A 16695-nucleotide genomic window follows, 5' to 3' on the forward strand; every position below is an offset into this window, starting at 1 on the left:
GGTGCCCGAGGGCCACACTCTCCACCGCCTCGCGCTGGACCTCGACGCGACCTTCGCCGGCGACACGACGTGGTCGTCGAGCCCGCAGGGACGCTTCGCCGACGGCGCTGCCCGGATCGGGCAACGTGTGATGGAACGCGCCGAGGCCTACGGCAAGCAGCTCTTCGTCCGGTTCGCCGGGCTGGAGGACGAGGTCCGGGTCCACCTCGGACTCATCGGCGGGCTGACGATCCACGACGGGCTACCCGAGCCTGGGGCGGTCGGTGATGTCTCGGCCCGGCCGGTCGTCGGACAGGTCCGCTGGCGGCTCGAGTCGGTGCGGGCGTGGGCGGACCTGCGAGGTGCCACGGTCTGCACGCTGCTCACGCCGGACGAGAAGGCTGCGTACGTCGCCAGGCTGGGACCCGATCCGCTGCGCGACGACGCCGACCCGTCCGCCGCGTGGCGGCGGATCGCCCGCTCGCGGGTCTCGATCGCCGCGCTCCTGATGGACCAGTCGGTGCTGGCCGGGGTCGGCAACGTCTACCGGGCGGAGGTCTTGTTCCGGCACAACCTCGACCCCTTCATGGAGGGGCGGTTCCTGCGACGAGCAGAGTGGGACGCGGTGTGGGGCGACCTCGTGAAGCTGATGGCGTACGGCGTCGTCCACAACCGCATCGACACGGTCCGGCCCGAGCACGAGCCGGAGGCGATGGGCCGGCCACCGCGCAAGGACGACCACGGCGGCGAGGTCTACGTCTACCGGCGCACCCACCTGCCGTGCCTGGTGTGCGGTACGCCGGTGCGCACCGAGGTGGTGGCGGGCCGAAACCTCTTCTGGTGTCCGCGGTGTCAGCCAAGGAGCCGACGGCGCACCCCCGTCCGCCTCTGATCCGTCACAGCGTGGTGTCGGTCAGCTGACGTCGGGAAGGGCGCGGGCGGCGAGCAGCGCGCTGATCTCCTCGCGCTCACGGCGGACGGCGGCGAGCTCGTTGGCGGACCCCAGCGCGTTGGCGCACGCCACGTCGGTGGACGCGAACCGCGCGAGCCCGGAGGTCGCGACATGCCAGGCGAAGCTGAGCGGTCTCATCGATTCCTCCAGAGGATTGTCGAGACTCGGACGCGGCGCCTGGTCCGCCTACCCTGCCCAGACCGGCCAGGCGCCGCGTGCTGCGTCGTCCTGGTGATGCGTGATCACCGACCGACGCTCGTCACGTTAGACGGCCGAGGATTCCGACCGGTTAGCCCGCGGTGACATCGGGGTTAACAGTGTCAATACGGACATCACGGGCCAAGAGTTTCGTTCAGTGTGAGCGCGGGATATCCGGTTGAGCCGCAGTCTGACGCGCCCTTCGTGGTCACGGAAGCGGGTGTGGTGAGACGACGTCGCCGTCACCCGACGGCATGAAGGACGACAGAAAACTGTCGTCTGCCGAAACGAGGACGAAGACGCGGGGATCATCAGTCGGGATGCTCATGGCGCTGCTCCTGCGGTCGTTAGGGCACGTAGGGCACGGAGTGCCTCAGACGCGCCGCTGGATGACCGTCAGGGGCCGACCGAAAAGTGGCCCTGACCAGCGGTTTCGTACTGAGAGCGGACGACGGGAATCGAACCCGCGTAATCAGTTTGGAAGATTCCGTGCCCGCGTTTGCAGTCCATGCAGGTCAGGTCGCAAGTTCTAGGCTCTGACCTGCGACGATGCTACCAGGCGGAGGGGACTCGTTGAGCCTGCTGGGTCTCCCTGAGGGCTGCTCGTGCCCGACGATTGGGCACGATTGGGCACGGCCTTAATCGTCCAGTGCAAGCGCCCGGCGGCCTGTTCGCCACACCTGGAGCCACGACCAGGTCGCCGGACAAACCGCCACATCCGACACCCGACCCGGCCTACGCTCCCGACATGGCGGACCCGGGTTGGTATCCAGACCCGCAGAGCCCGGCCGGGCAACGGTATTGGGACGGCGGAAGTTGGACGGACTACGCCCGCGCCCTCCCGCCACCGGCGCCGCGGAAGCGCCGACCGAACATTTTCGCCTTGATCCTGGCGTCGGTGCTCGGGCTCGCCGCGGTCTCGGGCGTTATCAATCAGTTCGTGGAGTCCACGCCGAGTTCTAGCACCGACGAGTGCGTCATGAACGATCAGCCGACCAGTGCGACGAGCCACATGACGACCGTGCAGTGTGACGACCCCCGCGCAGACTTCAGGGTCGGGGACCAAGTCGACAACCCGAACGAGTGTGAATCTGTCGCCGGTGCGTCGTCGGACTTTTACATGACCAAGGAGACCGAACTCGCCCACCAGACGTACTGTCTGATGCCGGTCGACTGAAGCGTGTCGGCCGCCATCGTCATCGCCTCGGCCTCTCGGATCAGCGATGCCGCCAGGCCCACCCCGATCGAGCCGAGTCCATCTCAGGGGAAAGATCATGCACTTGGCGCCGGGAAGCCTGGCGGCAGCCCGGTGGCGCTCTCCAGCCCGATGACACTCTTACAACCGGTCACGCTGCCCAAACCGATCACACCGGTGAGGTTGGCGCCGGTGAGGTTGGCGCCTGCAAGGTGGGCGTCGGTGAGATCAGCGCCCCTTAGGTCGGCGAGGGTGAGGTTGGCGCTGTCGGTGGTGTCGTGCGGGTCGTCTGGATCGACGGCGCAGGTGAGGTCGGCGCCGTCGAGGATGGCGCGGGCGAGGTTGGCGCGGGTGAGGTCGGCGCCGTTGAGGTTGGCGTCTGCGAGGTCGGCGTCGGTGAGGTCGGCGCCGCCGAGGCGGGCGAGGGTGAGGTCGGCGCCGCCGAGGTGGGAGCCGTTGAGGCGGGCGAGGGTGAGGTCGGCGCCGCCGAGGTTGGCGCCGTGAAGGTCGGCGCCGGTGAGGTGGGCGCCGTCGAGGTGGGCGAGGGCGAGGTTGGCGCCGGTGAGGTTGGCGCCGTCGAGGTTGGCGCCGTCGAGGCGGGCGCCGGTGAAGTTGGTGAAATCGAGGTGGACGCCGGTGAGGTCTGCGCCGCCGAGGTTGGCGGCGGTGAGGTCTGCGCCGGTGAGGATGGCACGGGTGAGGTTGGCACGGGTGAGGTTGGCACGGGTGAGGTTGGCGTCGGTTAGGTCCAACGGTATCCGTGTCTTACCTGCCGTGATCCAGCTCGCTTTGCCCGTGAGCAGGGCGAGCGTCGTTGCGACGTCAGTATCGGGTGGGTTCTCAGGCTCTGTCCTCTTGCTTTGGTTGCGGATGAAGGCGGCCATCACTTCGAGGATCGTGTCGCGGTCGCGTTCGGAGTCGGCTGCGATGCGGTCGAGGGAGTAGAGGCCGCCGAGGCGGATCGCGATGCTGTCGTGGCCGAGTTGCTCGATGGCGCGGGTGTAGCGCTCGGTGACGTTGCTGTCGCGGTCCAGCTGGTGTTTCAACGCGGTGTAGACGAGGCCCACTGCGGCGGCGAGACCAGCGAGCGCGGCAAGGACGGTGCGGCGTTCGTTGGCGACAGCATCGACACGGTCCTTCCCTTTTAGGTCCTTGCCGCCGCTCACATCGACCAGCTCGGGCGGGAGTATCCAAAGTGTCAGCACGGCGAGGATCGCCACGATGATCCCGATTGCGATCTTCGCCGCCTGGGACCTGAAGCATCGCCTCAGCCCAGCCCACAAGCGCTCCATGGGGAGAGTCTTGCAGCCCCAAGGTGCGCCGAGTCGACGTAACGCGGTTTCGCTCTGGAATTGCAGGAGGGGTGGTGATGGGTCAGTTGTCCCATCACCACCCCTCGGCGCACGTGCCGACTCGGCTACCAAGCACGGTTCGGCGGTCACCCGGCTATCGGTCGGATACCCTTGCGCCGACTACCGGACACGGGTGACGGGTGAGGACACGCGGCTACTCACAGGCGCGTGTTGCCGACGCACGCGCTGGTCCTTCACCATCATCGTCCCATCGTTGTAAGCCGGGCGGGTCCGTGGCCTGGCCAAGGACCATCACTCATCTCTCGGAATCCTCATTCTTGCGGTCTGCTGCCGTCCGGGTCAGCATCCACGAAGCCACCGATGCCGTCACCGCGCCCACCAGGCCGATCCCGAACACCATCAGCACCACCGCCACCAGACGGCCCTCTAACGTGACCGGGAAGTGGTCGCCGTATCCGACGGTTGTCGCGGTTGTGACCGCCCACCACAACGCGTCCCCGAGGCTGGTGATGTTCGCGTCGCTGGCCTCCTGCTCGGCGTCCAGCACAGCGATCCCACCGAGCGCCACCACCAGCACCGTTGCGCCCGCGATGTACACCAGCACCCTGCCCGTGAACGAGTTGGAGGCAGACCGGTCCAGAACGCGCACCAGGGCCAGCAGTCGCAGCAGCCGGAGTGGACGCAACAGCGGCAGCACCACCAGGGCGACGTCGTACCAGTGGTGCAAGGCGTAGCGGCCCCGGTCTGTCGACAGCGCTAGGCGGATCGCAAAGTCGACAGCGAACGCGAGCCACACGGTCCACGACACCCCGACTAGAAACGTCTGCCAACTTTGGTCCAGGTTCTCGTCCAGCACCGGCCAGGCGTACGCGACGATGAAGGCGACGGCCAGCAGCAACATGGGCCACTCCGAGCGCTTCTCCCACCGCTCTACGCGCGACTCGCCCACCACGGCTCTCTCTGCCATCCGGCGACGGTACCGAGGCGGGCGGGCCACAGTCTCCCGATTCGGCAACGCGGCAGCGCCCAAGTCACAGCCGCTGTACGTCGCCGGCGTCCAGCCACACATACGGCGTCGGCAGCCTGTCGTCCGTCAAGGTCACGCACACGTGCGAACGGTGCCACCGCATGGCCCGAGCTGGGAGCCAGCACACGCCGTCCCGGTCAAAGTCCAACCAGACCATCACGGGAACGGGAGCCCGGTTCTTGACGCCGCGTGCGTGGCCGTTGCCGTCGCGGTCCTTCAGCGGCCACGACTCGTTCCGGACTCGCTGCCACACCGACCGGTCCGGCGGATCCGGAGCGGAGTGATACGGCGCTGGTTTCATGTGACGAATGATCCCGCATGCTGTTCATTGACGTGCGCCGAATCGAGGCGGAGGGTGGCCCGATTGAGGTTGCGAACGACATCGTCAGTCGGTGATATTTCATCGCATGGCGCTCTGGTGGGCGTGCTGGCAGCGCCGGCTGTCCTGTTCGGTCCGCATAGCGCTGAGGCGGCCATAGCGCGCGAGTAGTGCGCCCGGCACATCCCGCAGCGCGGCACTCGGCTGCCACGGTCGCCCGTCTGCGGTGGGAGGCCTGGCCCGTCCGGCCACGCTGTGGCGGCATCGGTCAAGAGTCGAACGATTCGCGCGCGGCCGCCGGAATACCTGTTCCTTTTCCCCATGACGGCCGCATTTCGGCTACTGCGGCACCGACAGGGTCGTTCGCAGGTTTGCAGCGCTATACCGTCCAGACGGTCCAGACGGTCCAGAAATTGACAGGTCGCCGGGGGAAAATCGGGAAGGTGCGGGGCTTCCAGGTCAGCCGGTTGTCAAAAAAAACTCTGTCACCTTGGGTCGGGGGGCGGTAGCTCGCTCTCGTTCACCTCGCGATGCGTCGGGCGATCGGCCATCGCGCGCGCGTACTCAACGTAAGTAGTAACGCCCACCATGTATGTCCTTCTTTTCTCCTCCACTGTCTCCTTACTACCTCCTCTCTTATAGGGGCCGACGCTCTCCGCCGGGTCACCCCGACACCTAACGTCCGGTCAGACGCCACGCTTAGTGGCTGGTGACCCCGACTCTTACTGCCGGGGCCACCCCCGACGCTCACTGTCGGGCCAACCGGGCGGTGCGCTGCTCTAGTGCTGCCTCGAACTCGATGAGCCGGTCGGTGTCCTTGACATCGCGCAGGTGCTCGCGGACATGCTCCTCGTCCTCCGCCCGCACCACCACCATGTACGTGGCGCCCACCGTCCGACCGCGGTCGGACGGTGGCATGCGGTCGCGCACCAGATACCCCAGCTCGTGCAAGAGCCGGATATCGCGGGTGACGCTGCGGTGGTCGTCGCGTCGTGCCCCGGTGCTCGTGCTCACGCTGTGTCCAAGTGCGACAGCCAAGAACTTGTGTCCCCCGAACCAGCGCGGGGGATGGTCGCGATCCTGTGCTCGCATGCACATGACCGCCAGTGCGGCGCGTGCGGCGTGGTTTCGGCCGAGGATCGGGTAGGCATGTGTGACCGCGGCCGACACCAAGCTAACGCCCATCGGCAGAGAGGCGCGGCAGGGATGTACCCGAGCCCACCTCGGGTACGCCAGCGGCGCGCAGCAGCTCGACCACGTTCCTGCGGACACTCGGGCTTCCGCTATTGACGTAGACGACCCGCGCTCGGCGCAGTACACGCAGCAGCCGTACGCGCAGCCAGTGGTCGTCGCGCGTGAGGTTGACCAGATCCAGCGTGACGACGGCGCCGGGAGGCACGGGGTCGATGGGCTCGATGTTGGCACGCGCGTGCACGTCGAGCCACGCCGTGACCTGCTGGGGAGTCGTCGCGCTCACTGGTCGGCCGCCTCTTGCAGGTACCGGTCGAGCGCCGAGCGTTGCACTCGCTGATTTCGGGATCCCACGCGGACTACCGGGATCACGCCCTGACGGATGCGGCGACGAACGAAGGCCACCGACACCCTCAGGTAGACCGCGGCCTCAGGCACGGTCAGCAGCGGGTCGACGTTGCGCACCGGCTCAGGCGCGACCGGACGATAGGTCTCAGACATGACTTACCTCCACCGAGCCGCACGGCGCGGCCCGCGTCGTCGCCGCACGACACTAGCCGCGCTTGGGTAGACGGGACCGAGCATGAATGTCGGCGGGTCGTGGCTGCCGCGCCGTGCGGCACGGATTTTGCTTTGTCCGCCCCCGGTTAGGAACGGGGGCTGAGCTGGTCAGCCCAGGCCACCACGACCGACCAGCCATGTGGCGGGGCGCGTGGACCAGTGGGCGCGACGGCATCGACCGTGCTCGGTGGACGCAATCGTTCGGCGGCCAGCGCCACGCCTGCCCGGGTGCGCTCGGCCGCGAGGGCCTGCTCGAGATGCGAAATCTCCAGCAGTCGCGCCAGCACCAGCCGGGACACCAGAGCCGGGTTGGCGGCGGCGAGCCGGCGCACAAGTGCGCGAAGCCACGGCACGCGGCGGTTCAGGACGTCGTGCGCGGCGGCTGCCGCGTTCCACGCTGCCACGTCATCGTCGGTCTCAAGCTGATCGGGCATGAGGGACCGGGCAGCCTGTCGCCGCCTGCGCTGCTCGCGTTGGAGAGCCTGCACGCGACCAGCTCGCGCATGAACCGCGCCCGGGTCCGGGCCCACCCGCGCCCTCCGATGCGAGCGGGGAGCCGATGGCACAGCAACAGGGACGAACGCCCCAAATACGACTGCCGTGCACATACTGGTCACCCTAGTTCCACCGGTGTAGTTCGTCTAGACCGCAGACGCCGCCTGTTCGCGCGTCGATGCCACAGACCGCCCGGCGCGACCCTCGGCCGCTCGCGAGCAGGTCGCCGTCAAGCCCGACGCAGGGGCAACGCGTGCACGTTCTCGGCACCCGCCGCCTGCGCCAACGCCGTCATCCGCTCGGCCAGTGCGCGGTCGCGCTCATCGGTGGCGTGCTGGTAGATCATCGCCGCGGCGACGGTGGAGTGACCGAGCCGTGCCTGGATCTCGCGGATGCTTGCTCCCGCATGGGCAGCCATCGTCGCCCCGGTGTGGCGCAGGTCGTGCCAGCGCAGATCGTCGCGCCCGACCACGGCGCAAGCCCTGCGAAACATCACAGTGCGCTGCGGCGTCGACAAGATCCGTCCCGCCTCGGTCGTGAACAGCAGCGCGTCAGAACCGGGCGCGGTGTAGGCCTCGACGTGCGCCCGAAGGATCGCCGTGACGTGAGGCGGCAACGTCACCGTCCGCAGCGACGCATCGGTCTTGGGGGGCCCGAACCCCGACGGGCGCCCTCGCAGCTCCAGCACCGCACGCTCCACCCGCACTCGGCCGGTCTCAAGGTCGACGTGGCGACGAGCGAGGGCGAACAGCTCGCCCGCGCGCAACCCCGACCATGCCGCCAGGTGCACGGCCGCGGCATACCGCTCAGGCATCGCAGCCGCGATCCTTGCCACCTGTTCGGCTGTCGCCGGGACACGCTCGGGAGCTCGGTGCACGCCCGCACGAGGGATCTGGCACGGGTTGGCGATCACCTGACCTTCACGTACAGCCGCCTGCATGACGGTTCGCAGCAGCCGGTACGCCTGCGTCACCGGAGTCGGGACCGCAGACCGCGCGTGGAGGGCCTGCAACGACTCCTCGGCGCCGTCCGGCTCCGGGCTGCCGTCGGCTCGCCACGCGGCCAGCACAGCCGGACTCAGGCGCCCCGTAGGGGCGACGTCCAACCCGCGTTCGCGCGCCCACGCCCGTGCAGCGTGAACCGAGCGCTGACGACGGCGCGCGTTGCCGCGTGCCGCTCGCTCCGCGGCCTCAGCTCTCGCGGTGTGCACCGCGGCCGCATACCAGTCGCGCACCAGCGTCGTGCTCACGTGGCGCAGCTCGACGTGGGCGATCGTGATCGGCAGAGCGCCCCGCCAGGTCCTCGGCCCTACCAGCGGCCGGTGAAGCCACCGCGCGGCCACCTGCTCGTACAGGTCGACCGTGCGGGGCGCGAGGTCGACTCGCGAGGCCAGCCACGCGGCCAGGTAGTCGCCCAACAACTCGGCGCCGGCCTCCGGGCTGCGCCACGCGCCACGCACGATGTCGGTCCGGTTGCCCGCCAGCCAGTCTTGGGCCTCGGCGCGGGTCTCGAACGTCTGCGGAGCGTTGCGCCGCTTGCCGCTCGTGGGGTCGGTGTAGCGGACCTGGAACCGTCCAGACCCGGTGCGGCGGATCGAGCCGTGGGCGCGCTTGCCCGGCCGACGGCGGGGCCGCGGCCGCGCGCGCGGCTCCGACGCTCGCGGCGGGCTGGCCGGCGGCTCGCCCAGGTGCGGCTCAGGGGACGTCATCGAGGTGGTGACGGGGGAGGTGCTGGTGTCGTGGGTAGGCATCGGCTCGGTGTCCTTACGGATCCGTCGCGGCGGCCGTAGCCGGGCGCGATTGGGCACGGTTGGGCACGAACTGCCCAAGACCGCGCCGCCGTCCTAACGTCAACCGGTGCGAGAAACACCTGCTGACCAGCGGTGATGGTCGTGGAGCGGACGACGGGAATCGAACCCGCGTAATCAGTTTGGAAGACTGAGGCTCTACCATTGAGCTACGTCCGCGTGTCGACTTCGGGGCGCTGAGCCGTGCGGCCGACCGCGACCATGATGCCACACCCCTGCCGCACTCTCGCGACCCGGTGGCACCGATCCTCGCGGGCGTCGCGTGTGCCCGCAGTTCTGGGTGCGAGGTGTTCGTCCACTACAGTGGAGCGGGCGCCCGCACCGCTGGAACGGTGCGTACCGGGATGTAGCGCAGCTTGGTAGCGCATCCGCTTTGGGAGCGGAGGGTCGCAGGTTCAAATCCTGTCATCCCGACAGCCGACGACGTGTCGCCACATCCGGCGACTGTCCTGCACGACGACCAAGGAGAACGTACTCGTGAAGAGTGCCCAGGAGACAGTGAGCCCGACCCGGGTCAAGCTGACCATCGAGGTCCCGTTCGAGGAGCTCAAGCCGAGCCTCGACAAGGCCTACAAGACGATCGGGTCGCAGATCTCGGTCCCCGGCTTCCGTCGGGGCAAGGTCCCCACGAAGGTCGTCGACCAGCGCGTGGGACGGGGCACCATCCTCGACCAGGCGATCAACGACGCCCTTCCGGGGATCTACTCGCAGGCCGTCGCGGAGGCCGAGATCCAGCCCCTCGGACAGCCTGAGGTCGACGTGAGCCGCCTCGAGGACGGCGAGCTCGTCGAGTTCACCGTCGAGGTGGACGTGCGCCCCGAGTTCGAGACGCCCGACCTGAGCGACGTCGAGGTCACCGTGCCCGACGTCTCGGTCGACGACTCCGACGTCGACGAGCAGGTGCAGGCGCTGCGTGAGCGCTTCGCCACGCTGACCGAGGTCGACCGCCCGGCCGCCGACGGCGACTTCGTCACGATCGACCTCTCCGCCAGCAAGGACGGCGAGAAGCTCGACGTCGCGCAGGCCAGCGGGATCGTCTACCAGGTCGGCAAGGACTCGATGCTCGACGGGCTCGACGACGCCGTGACCGGCATGTCCGCCGGCGAGAGCACGACGTTCCAGACCCAGCTCGCCGGTGGCGATCTCAAGGGCGAGGACGTCGACGTCGAGGTCACCGTGACGACCGTCAAGGAGCAGGAGCTTCCCGAGCTCGACGACGACTTCGCCCAGACGGCGTCGGAGTTCGACACCGTCGACGAGCTGCGTGCTGACATCCGCGAGAAGCTCACGCGCGGCAAGCGCATCGAGCAGGCCGCCGATGCCCGCGACGCGGTGCTCGAGGCCGCGCTCGAGAAGCTGGACGTCCCGGTCCCCGACTCGGTCGTCGAGGCCGAGATCGCCAGCCGTCGCCAGCAGATCGAGCAGCAGCTCGCCTACGCCGGCATGACGATGGACGCCTACCTCGAGTCCGAGGAGCAGACCGCCGACGAGTTCGAGGCCGATCTCGACAAGCGCGTCCGCGACTCGCTCGTTGCACAGTTCCTCCTCGACCAGGTCGCCGCCGACTCCGAGATCGGCATCGAGCAGGACGAGCTCACCGAGCACATGCTGCGTCGCGCCCAGCAGTCGGGCGAGGACCCGCAGTCGTTCATGCAGCACATGGTCGAGCACAACCACATCCCCGAGCTCGTCGCCGAGGTCGTGCGCGGCAAGGCGCTCGCGGCGGTCGTCGAGAACGCCACCGTCAAGGACGAGTCGGGCAACGTCATCGACCTCGCCAAGCTCCGCGGCGACGGCAGCTTCGCCGACGACGAGGACTCAGCCGCGGCCGAGGACTCCGACGAGAGCTGACGTCGGTCCTGGACCGTACGACGGCCCCTTCCCGCGCTGCGGGGAGGGGCCGTCGCCGTGTTCGGGCTGACCGTCCAGGGGCGGGGTAGCGGCGAGCGGTCGGATACCGCGAGTATGTGAGGCGTGACGTCCACCGCTCCCCGCACCGCGCACACCGCCGCGGTCGCCTTCGGCTACGCCGACGACGTGGTGGTCCGGTGCGTCCGCGAGGTCCACGACGCCGTCGCGCGCCGCGTGTTCGGCAGGTGGTGGGGCGGTCACGTCCCCAAGGTGGCCCACGACGCCGTGGCCTCGGTGGCCTACGCGGGTGTCTCCGGCGGGCTCCGTGGGGCCAGCCGCGGGCTGCGGCACCTCGCCGACCGAGGAGTCGGCCGGTCGGTCGAGAGCACGCCGCGCACGCGGCTGCTGCGCTCTGCCGTCAACGCCCTCGTCGGTGACCGGCTCGCCGACGGGAAGGACCCGTACGCGCTGCCGATGGTGCTCCGCAGCGATGGCGCCGACGTCGTGCCCGATGGGGCCGGCTTCGCCCGTGCCTACCCGGCCGCCACCGGCGAGGTCGTCGTGCTGGTCCACGGGCTCGGGGAGAACGACGACTCCTGGGACTTCCGGGCGCAGCGGCACGGACGGACGTACGACGACACCCTGCACGAGCAGACGGCCGCGACCCCCGTCCGCCTGCGTTACAACACCGGCCGCCACGTCTCCGACAACGGCGCCGAGCTGTCTGACCTGCTCGCCGACCTCGTCGCCGCGTGGCCGGTTCCGGTCACCCGGCTCCATCTCGTGGGGCACTCGATGGGTGGTCTCGTGGTCCGGTCCGCGACGGCCCACGGGGTCGCGGGCAGAGCAGCGTGGACCGAGATCGTCGCCACGGTCGTCTGCCTCGGCACACCGCACCTCGGCGCCGCGATGGAACGCGCCGCGCACGCGGGCTCGCGGGTCCTGAGCGCCGTCCCCGAGAGCCTCCCGTTCGCCACCGTCCTCGGCGCCCGGTCGGCCGGGATCGTTGACCTCCGCCACGGCTACGTCACCCGCGACGAGTGGCACGGGCAGGACCTCACCGCCCGTTGGGGCGACGGCCGGCTCGCCGTGGCACCGTTGCCGCATGCGACCTACCACTTCGTCGCCGCGGCGGCCGACCTGATCGTCAGCGGTCGCTCGGCGGCCGGAGCAGGGCGCGACGGCGCCGTCGTGGTGGCTCACGCGTCGGCCTCCCGCGTCCCCGGCGGCCACCTCGGCCTTCTCAACCATCCCCGCATCGCCGAGCGGCTCGTCGGGTGGGTCAACGGCCGCCCTCCCGCGCTCGTCACCGGCTCAGACCACCCGCACTCCACCCCCACCCAGGAAGGACGACCATGAACGTCGCCCCCGACCCGTACCTCCTCGAGGTCAGCACCGACGTCGACGCGCCGCCGCGCGCCGTGTGGGAGGTCGTCTCCGACCTCCGGCGGATGCCGGAGTGGAGCCCGCAGACCCGGCGGATGATCGTGCGCGGGCGGATCGGGAAGGGCACCCGCACGCTCAACATCAACAAGTACGGGTGGAGGGTGTGGCCCACCACCTCCACCGTCGTGAGGTACGACCCGCAGCGGGCGATCGCGTTCTCGGTGCCGGTCAACGGCACGGTGTGGTCCTACCACCTCGAGGACCTCGGCGAGGGCCGCACCCGTCTCGTCGAGCGCCGTGAGGCGCCGCAGGGCACGACGCCGGTCTCGCGCGCACTGATCAAGCGGTTCCTCGGCGGGGACGCCGCCTACGGCTCCCAGCTCGAGCGTGACATGGAAGCGACGCTGGATCGGATCAAGGCTGCGGTCGAGCGTCGTCCGTGAATGCCTCACCTCCGTCCCGCGACCACGTCCAGGGTCGCGGCGGGTCGGGTTGTGCGCCCGTAGCGAAATCGGCCGGGTTCCCCTCGGGTTCGTCTCCCGGCCCCGCTAGGGTCGAGGGCGTGAACACAGAGATGACACCGCGCATGGCTGGCGAGGTCGGCCCGAACGATCTCGACGGCCACATCTACCAGCGCCTCCTCAAGGAGCGCATCATCTTCCTCGGGTCGGAGGTGCGCGACCAGAACGCCAACGCGATCTGCGCGCAGATGCTGCTGCTCAACGCGGAGGATCCCAAGACCGACATCCGGCTCTACATCAACTCGCCCGGCGGCTCCGTCGACTCCGGCATGGCGATCTACGACACCATGCAGTTCATCTCCAACGACGTCGTGACCGTGGGCATGGGGCTCGCCGCCTCGATGGGGCAGTTCCTCCTCGCCGCCGGCGCTCCAGGCAAGCGCTATGCGCTCCCGCACGCGCGGATCATGATGCACCAGCCGTCCGGCGGTCTCGGCGGCTCGGCCTCCGACATCCGCATCCAGGCCGAGCAGAGCCTGCTCCTCAAGCTGCAGCTCAACCAGCTCCAGGCCACCCACACGGGCCAGACGCTCGAGACCATCGAGCGCGACTCCGATCGCGATCGGTGGTTCACCGCCGAGCAGGCGAAGGACTACGGGTTCATCGACCACGTGATCGCCCGCGTGAACGACGTGACACGGGGTGAGGCGTCGTGACCGCCTCCGTCCTCCCGATCAGCGGCCCGACCCCAGGAGCCGGCATGACCATGCCCCACCAGCAGTTCGCCCCCTCGATGAACTACTACATCCCTCAGTGGGAGGAGCGGACGTCGTACGGCTTCCGCCGCATCGACCCGTACGCCAAGCTGTTCGAGGACCGCATCATCTTCCTCGGCACGCCGATCTCCGACGACGTCGCCAACGCGGTGATGGCACAGCTGCTGTGCCTGCAGTCGATGGACCCCGATCGCGACATCTCGCTCTACATCAACTCGCCCGGCGGCTCGTTCACGGCGCTCACGGCCATCTACGACACGATGCGCTACCTCAAGCCCGACGTGCAGACGGTGTGCCTCGGGCAGGCGGCCTCCGCCGCGGCTGTCCTGCTGGCGGCCGGCACCCCGGGCAAGCGCCTCGCACTGCCCAACAGCCGGATCCTGATCCACCAGCCCTACACCGAGGGCACCTACGGTCAGAGCTCCGACCTGGAGATCACCGCCAACGAGATCCTGCGCATGCGCGACCTGCTGGAGACGATGATCTCCGAGGCCTCGGGCAAGCCGAAGGACGAGGTCAGCCGCGACGTCGAGCGCGACAAGATCCTCACCGCCGACCAGGCCGTCGAGTACGGCCTCGTCGACCAGATCCTGGAGACGCTCAAGACTCCGGCGGTCTGACAGAACTGACACGCCCGACGCCGGGTCGGCCACACGTCGGCCCGGCACAGGGTACGGTCGAAGAAGCAGCGGCGGGGGACACAGCCCCGCACGACGAAGGGTGAGGAAGCGGTGGCACGCATCGACGGCGGTGACCTGCTCAAGTGCTCGTTCTGCGGCAAGAGTCAGAAGCAGGTCAAGAAGTTGATCGCCGGGCCGGGCGTCTACATCTGCGACGAGTGCATCGAGCTGTCCAACGAGATCATCGAGGACGAGCTGCAGGAGACGTCCGAGGTCTCGCTCGACGAGCTCCCGAAGCCCCGCGAGATCTACGAGTTCCTCAACCAGTACGTCATCGGCCAGGACCCGGCCAAGAAGTCGCTCGCGGTGGCGGTCTACAACCACTACAAGCGGGTGCAGGCCGGCGCCGCCGCCGGCCGTCACAAGGAGGACGTGGTCGAGCTGGCCAAGTCCAACATCCTGCTCGTGGGTCCCACCGGCTGCGGCAAGACCTATCTCGCGCAGACGCTCGCCCGGATGCTCAACGTCCCGTTCGCGATCGCCGACGCGACCGCGCTCACCGAGGCGGGCTACGTGGGTGAGGACGTCGAGAACATCCTCCTCAAGCTGATCCAGGCCGCTGACTACGACGTCAAGAAGGCCGAGACCGGCATCATCTACATCGACGAGGTCGACAAGATCGCCCGCAAGAGCGAGAACCCGTCGATCACGCGTGACGTGTCCGGCGAGGGCGTGCAGCAGGCGCTGCTCAAGATCCTGGAGGGGACGACGGCCTCCGTGCCGCCCCAGGGCGGGCGCAAGCACCCGCACCAGGAGTTCATCCAGATCGACACCACCAACATCCTCTTCATCGTGGGCGGCGCGTTCGCCGGCATCGAGCAGATCATCGAGAGCCGCAACGGCAAGATGTCGCTCGGCTTCAACCCCAACCGCGAGGAGGCGGCCGCCGAGCGCGTCACCGGGCAGTCGTTCAACCAGCTGATGCCCGAAGACCTGCTCAAGTTCGGTCTGATCCCCGAGTTCATCGGGCGTCTGCCGGTCATCGCGACGGTCGAGAACCTCGACAAGGAAGCCCTCGTCGAGATCCTCACCCAGCCCAAGAACGCGCTGACCAAGCAGTACGCCAAGCTCTTCGAGATCGACCACGTCGAGCTGGAGTTCACCGAGGACGCCATCGACGCGATGGCCGACCTCGCGCTGCTGCGCGGCACCGGTGCCCGAGGACTGCGCGCGATCATCGAAGAGGTCCTGCTCAACGTCATGTACGACGTCCCGAGCCGTGACGACGTCGCCAAGGTCGTCGTCACCAAGGAGACGGTCCTCGACAACGTCAACCCGACGCTCGTGCCGCACCGCGACGAAGAGCGTCGCGACAAGGCTTCCTGAGTCGGACCGCCCGCGTCGGTGAGCCTAGACTCGCCGCGTGACATACGACTTCGCCTTGCTCGGTGCCACCGGGTTCACCGGCGGCCTCACTGCCGACTACCTCGCCGCGCACGCGCCAGACGGTGCCTCGTGGGCGATCGCGGGACGCAGCCGTGCCAAGCTCGACGCCGTCGCTGGTCGCATCGCCGCGACCGGTCGGGCGACACCTGACGTCGTCGTCGCCGACGTGACCGATCCGCGCTCGCTCCGCGCGCTGGCGGAGTCCACCGCCGTCCTGGCGTCCACGGTCGGCCCGTACGCCCTCCACGGCGGGCCTGTCGTCGCAGCCTGCGCGGAGGCCGGCACCACCTACTGCGACCTCACCGGCGAGCCCGACTTCGTCGACCGCATGTGGCTGGAGCACCACGAAACCGCCGTACGCACGGGCGCGCGTCTCGTGCACTCCTGCGGCTTCGACTCGGTGCCGCACGACATCGGCGTGCTCTACACGGTGAGGCAGCTCCCGACGGGCGTGCCGATCACGATCCGGGGGTACGTCCGGGCCTCGGGCGAGATCTCGGGTGGGACCTACCAGTCCGCACTCGGCGGGTTCGCCGCGGTCCGTACGAGCCGGTCGACGGCGCAGGAACGCCGCCGGCGCGAGCCACGTCCCGAGGGTAGGAGGGTGCACTCTCTGTCGGAGCGGCCCGGGCGTGGAGCGTCGGGCAGAGGGTGGGCGCTCCCGCTGCCGACCATCGACCCGCAGGTCGTCTTGAGGTCCGCTCGAGCCCTGCCCGCGTACGGACCTGACTTCTCCTACGGGCACTATGCGCAGTTCCGTCATCTGCCGACGGCGGTCGCCACGACGCTCGGGCTGGGTGCGCTCGCTGTCGGCGTGCAGGTCCCGCCCGTCCGCAAGGCGCTGCTGGGGATGAAGGGTTCGGGGGAGGGGCCCAGCGAGGCACGACGTGCGCGCTCGTGGTTCCGGGTCCGGTTCGAGGCGCAGGCGGGTGACACCCGTCTGATCACCGAGGCTGCCGGCGGCGACCCCGGATACACCGAGACCGCGCGCATGCTCGGCGAGACGATGCTGGCGCTGTCGTACAACGACCTGCCGGAGACGGCCGGCCAGGTCACGACGGCGGTGGCGGCCGGGGACGCGCTGATGGCGCGCCTGCCGTACTTCCACACGCTCTGAC

At 69.1% G+C, this 16695-nt stretch carries 17 protein-coding genes and 2 tRNA genes; 10 read left to right on the forward strand and 9 right to left on the reverse strand.

Annotation, left to right across the window (positions count from 1 at the left end):
* Position 1: 1 nt before the first annotated feature.
* Positions 2-871, forward strand: coding sequence for a zinc finger domain-containing protein (locus KV102_RS12845; RefSeq protein WP_220346519.1), 870 nt, complete (start codon positions 2-4; stop codon positions 869-871).
* A 21-nt stretch (positions 872-892) separates the two neighbouring features.
* Here the strand turns inward: KV102_RS12845 and KV102_RS12850 are convergent, their stop codons facing one another.
* Positions 893-1069, reverse strand: a complete 177-nt coding sequence (locus KV102_RS12850) for a hypothetical protein (protein WP_220344104.1) — start codon at positions 1067-1069, stop codon at positions 893-895.
* Between the two features lie 808 nt (positions 1070-1877).
* Here KV102_RS12850 and KV102_RS12855 point away from each other — a divergent pair.
* Positions 1878-2306 (forward strand): DUF2510 domain-containing protein, encoded by a 429-nt coding sequence (locus KV102_RS12855; RefSeq protein WP_220346520.1) that lies wholly within the window; start codon positions 1878-1880, stop codon positions 2304-2306.
* Positions 2307-2401: 95 nt separating this feature from the next.
* On the opposite strand, the gene KV102_RS19610 is transcribed toward KV102_RS12855, so the two are convergent.
* The 8 genes from KV102_RS19610 to KV102_RS12895 all read right to left on the reverse strand — a co-directional run bounded on the left by KV102_RS19610 (position 2402) and on the right by KV102_RS12895 (position 9196).
* Positions 2402-3766, reverse strand: a complete 1365-nt coding sequence (locus KV102_RS19610; protein WP_220346521.1) for a pentapeptide repeat-containing protein — start codon at positions 3764-3766, stop codon at positions 2402-2404.
* 166 nt (positions 3767-3932) lie between these two features.
* A complete protein-coding gene (locus KV102_RS12865; protein ID WP_220346522.1) occupies positions 3933-4538 on the reverse strand; it encodes a potassium channel family protein in 606 nt (201 codons plus the stop codon).
* A gap of 1192 nt (positions 4539-5730) precedes the next feature.
* Positions 5731-5997: a hypothetical protein gene (locus KV102_RS12870; RefSeq protein WP_220346523.1), complete on the reverse strand. Its 267-nt coding sequence runs from the start codon at positions 5995-5997 to the stop codon at positions 5731-5733.
* 160 nt (positions 5998-6157) lie between these two features.
* Positions 6158-6460: a hypothetical protein gene (locus tag KV102_RS12875; protein WP_139106564.1), complete on the reverse strand. Its 303-nt coding sequence runs from the start codon at positions 6458-6460 to the stop codon at positions 6158-6160.
* The gene (locus KV102_RS12880) at positions 6457-6675 is read right to left on the reverse strand and encodes a helix-turn-helix domain-containing protein (protein ID WP_220346524.1); all 219 of its coding nucleotides are present in this window, start codon (positions 6673-6675) and stop codon (positions 6457-6459) included. The genes KV102_RS12875 and KV102_RS12880 overlap by 4 nt, the downstream gene beginning before the upstream one ends.
* A gap of 146 nt (positions 6676-6821) precedes the next feature.
* Positions 6822-7169, reverse strand: coding sequence for a hypothetical protein (locus tag KV102_RS12885; protein ID WP_220346525.1), 348 nt, complete (start codon positions 7167-7169; stop codon positions 6822-6824).
* 290 nt (positions 7170-7459) lie between these two features.
* On the reverse strand, positions 7460-8980 hold the full coding sequence (locus KV102_RS12890) for a site-specific integrase (protein ID WP_220346526.1): 1521 nt from the start codon (positions 8978-8980) through the stop codon (positions 7460-7462).
* 142 nt (positions 8981-9122) lie between these two features.
* A tRNA-Gly gene (locus KV102_RS12895) sits at positions 9123-9196 on the reverse strand.
* Between the two features lie 181 nt (positions 9197-9377).
* Here KV102_RS12895 and KV102_RS12900 point away from each other — a divergent pair.
* The 8 genes from KV102_RS12900 (at position 9378) to KV102_RS12935 (ending at position 16694) form a co-directional block, all read left to right on the forward strand.
* Positions 9378-9451: transfer RNA gene (locus KV102_RS12900), tRNA-Pro, on the forward strand.
* A gap of 63 nt (positions 9452-9514) precedes the next feature.
* Positions 9515-10888, forward strand: coding sequence for a trigger factor (gene tig, locus KV102_RS12905; RefSeq protein WP_220344105.1), 1374 nt, complete (start codon positions 9515-9517; stop codon positions 10886-10888).
* 123 nt (positions 10889-11011) lie between these two features.
* Positions 11012-12247 carry a triacylglycerol lipase gene (locus KV102_RS12910; RefSeq protein ID WP_220346527.1) on the forward strand — a complete coding sequence of 412 codons (1236 nt, stop codon included), beginning with the start codon at positions 11012-11014 and terminating at the stop codon, positions 12245-12247.
* Positions 12244-12717 carry an SRPBCC family protein gene (locus KV102_RS12915; protein WP_220344107.1) on the forward strand — a complete coding sequence of 158 codons (474 nt, stop codon included), beginning with the start codon at positions 12244-12246 and terminating at the stop codon, positions 12715-12717. Before KV102_RS12910 ends, KV102_RS12915 begins: the two co-directional genes overlap by 4 nt.
* Positions 12718-12860: 143 nt before the next feature.
* A complete protein-coding gene (locus tag KV102_RS12920) occupies positions 12861-13451 on the forward strand; it encodes an ATP-dependent Clp protease proteolytic subunit (RefSeq protein WP_220344707.1) in 591 nt (196 codons plus the stop codon).
* A 44-nt stretch (positions 13452-13495) separates the two neighbouring features.
* Positions 13496-14131 (forward strand): ATP-dependent Clp protease proteolytic subunit, encoded by a 636-nt coding sequence (locus tag KV102_RS12925; RefSeq protein WP_255559416.1) that lies wholly within the window; start codon positions 13496-13498, stop codon positions 14129-14131.
* 111 nt (positions 14132-14242) lie between these two features.
* Positions 14243-15517 carry an ATP-dependent Clp protease ATP-binding subunit ClpX gene (gene clpX / locus KV102_RS12930; RefSeq protein WP_220346528.1) on the forward strand — a complete coding sequence of 425 codons (1275 nt, stop codon included), beginning with the start codon at positions 14243-14245 and terminating at the stop codon, positions 15515-15517.
* 37 nt (positions 15518-15554) lie between these two features.
* The gene (locus KV102_RS12935) at positions 15555-16694 is read left to right on the forward strand and encodes a trans-acting enoyl reductase family protein (protein ID WP_220346529.1); all 1140 of its coding nucleotides are present in this window, start codon (positions 15555-15557) and stop codon (positions 16692-16694) included.
* Position 16695 lies beyond the last annotated feature (1 nt).

Source organism: Mumia sp. zg.B53, from assembly GCF_019550935.1.
Lineage (GTDB): Bacteria > Actinomycetota > Actinomycetes > Propionibacteriales > Nocardioidaceae > Mumia.

Coding starts and splice junctions, on each gene's coding strand:
- KV102_RS12865 (WP_220346522.1), bottom strand. CDS start 4,538: ATGTTGCTGCTGGCCGTCGCCTTCATCGTCGCGTACGCCTGGCCGGTG.
- KV102_RS12920 (WP_220344707.1), top strand. CDS start 12,861: ATGGCTGGCGAGGTCGGCCCGAACGATCTCGACGGCCACATCTACCAG.
- KV102_RS12890 (WP_220346526.1), bottom strand. CDS start 8,980: ATGCCTACCCACGACACCAGCACCTCCCCCGTCACCACCTCGATGACG.
- KV102_RS12925 (WP_255559416.1), top strand. CDS start 13,496: ATGACCATGCCCCACCAGCAGTTCGCCCCCTCGATGAACTACTACATC.
- KV102_RS12880 (WP_220346524.1), bottom strand. CDS start 6,675: ATGTCTGAGACCTATCGTCCGGTCGCGCCTGAGCCGGTGCGCAACGTC.
- KV102_RS12855 (WP_220346520.1), top strand. CDS start 1,878: ATGGCGGACCCGGGTTGGTATCCAGACCCGCAGAGCCCGGCCGGGCAA.
- KV102_RS12915 (WP_220344107.1), top strand. CDS start 12,244: ATGAACGTCGCCCCCGACCCGTACCTCCTCGAGGTCAGCACCGACGTC.
- KV102_RS12885 (WP_220346525.1), bottom strand. CDS start 7,169: ATGCCCGATCAGCTTGAGACCGACGATGACGTGGCAGCGTGGAACGCG.
- KV102_RS12850 (WP_220344104.1), bottom strand. CDS start 1,069: ATGAGACCGCTCAGCTTCGCCTGGCATGTCGCGACCTCCGGGCTCGCG.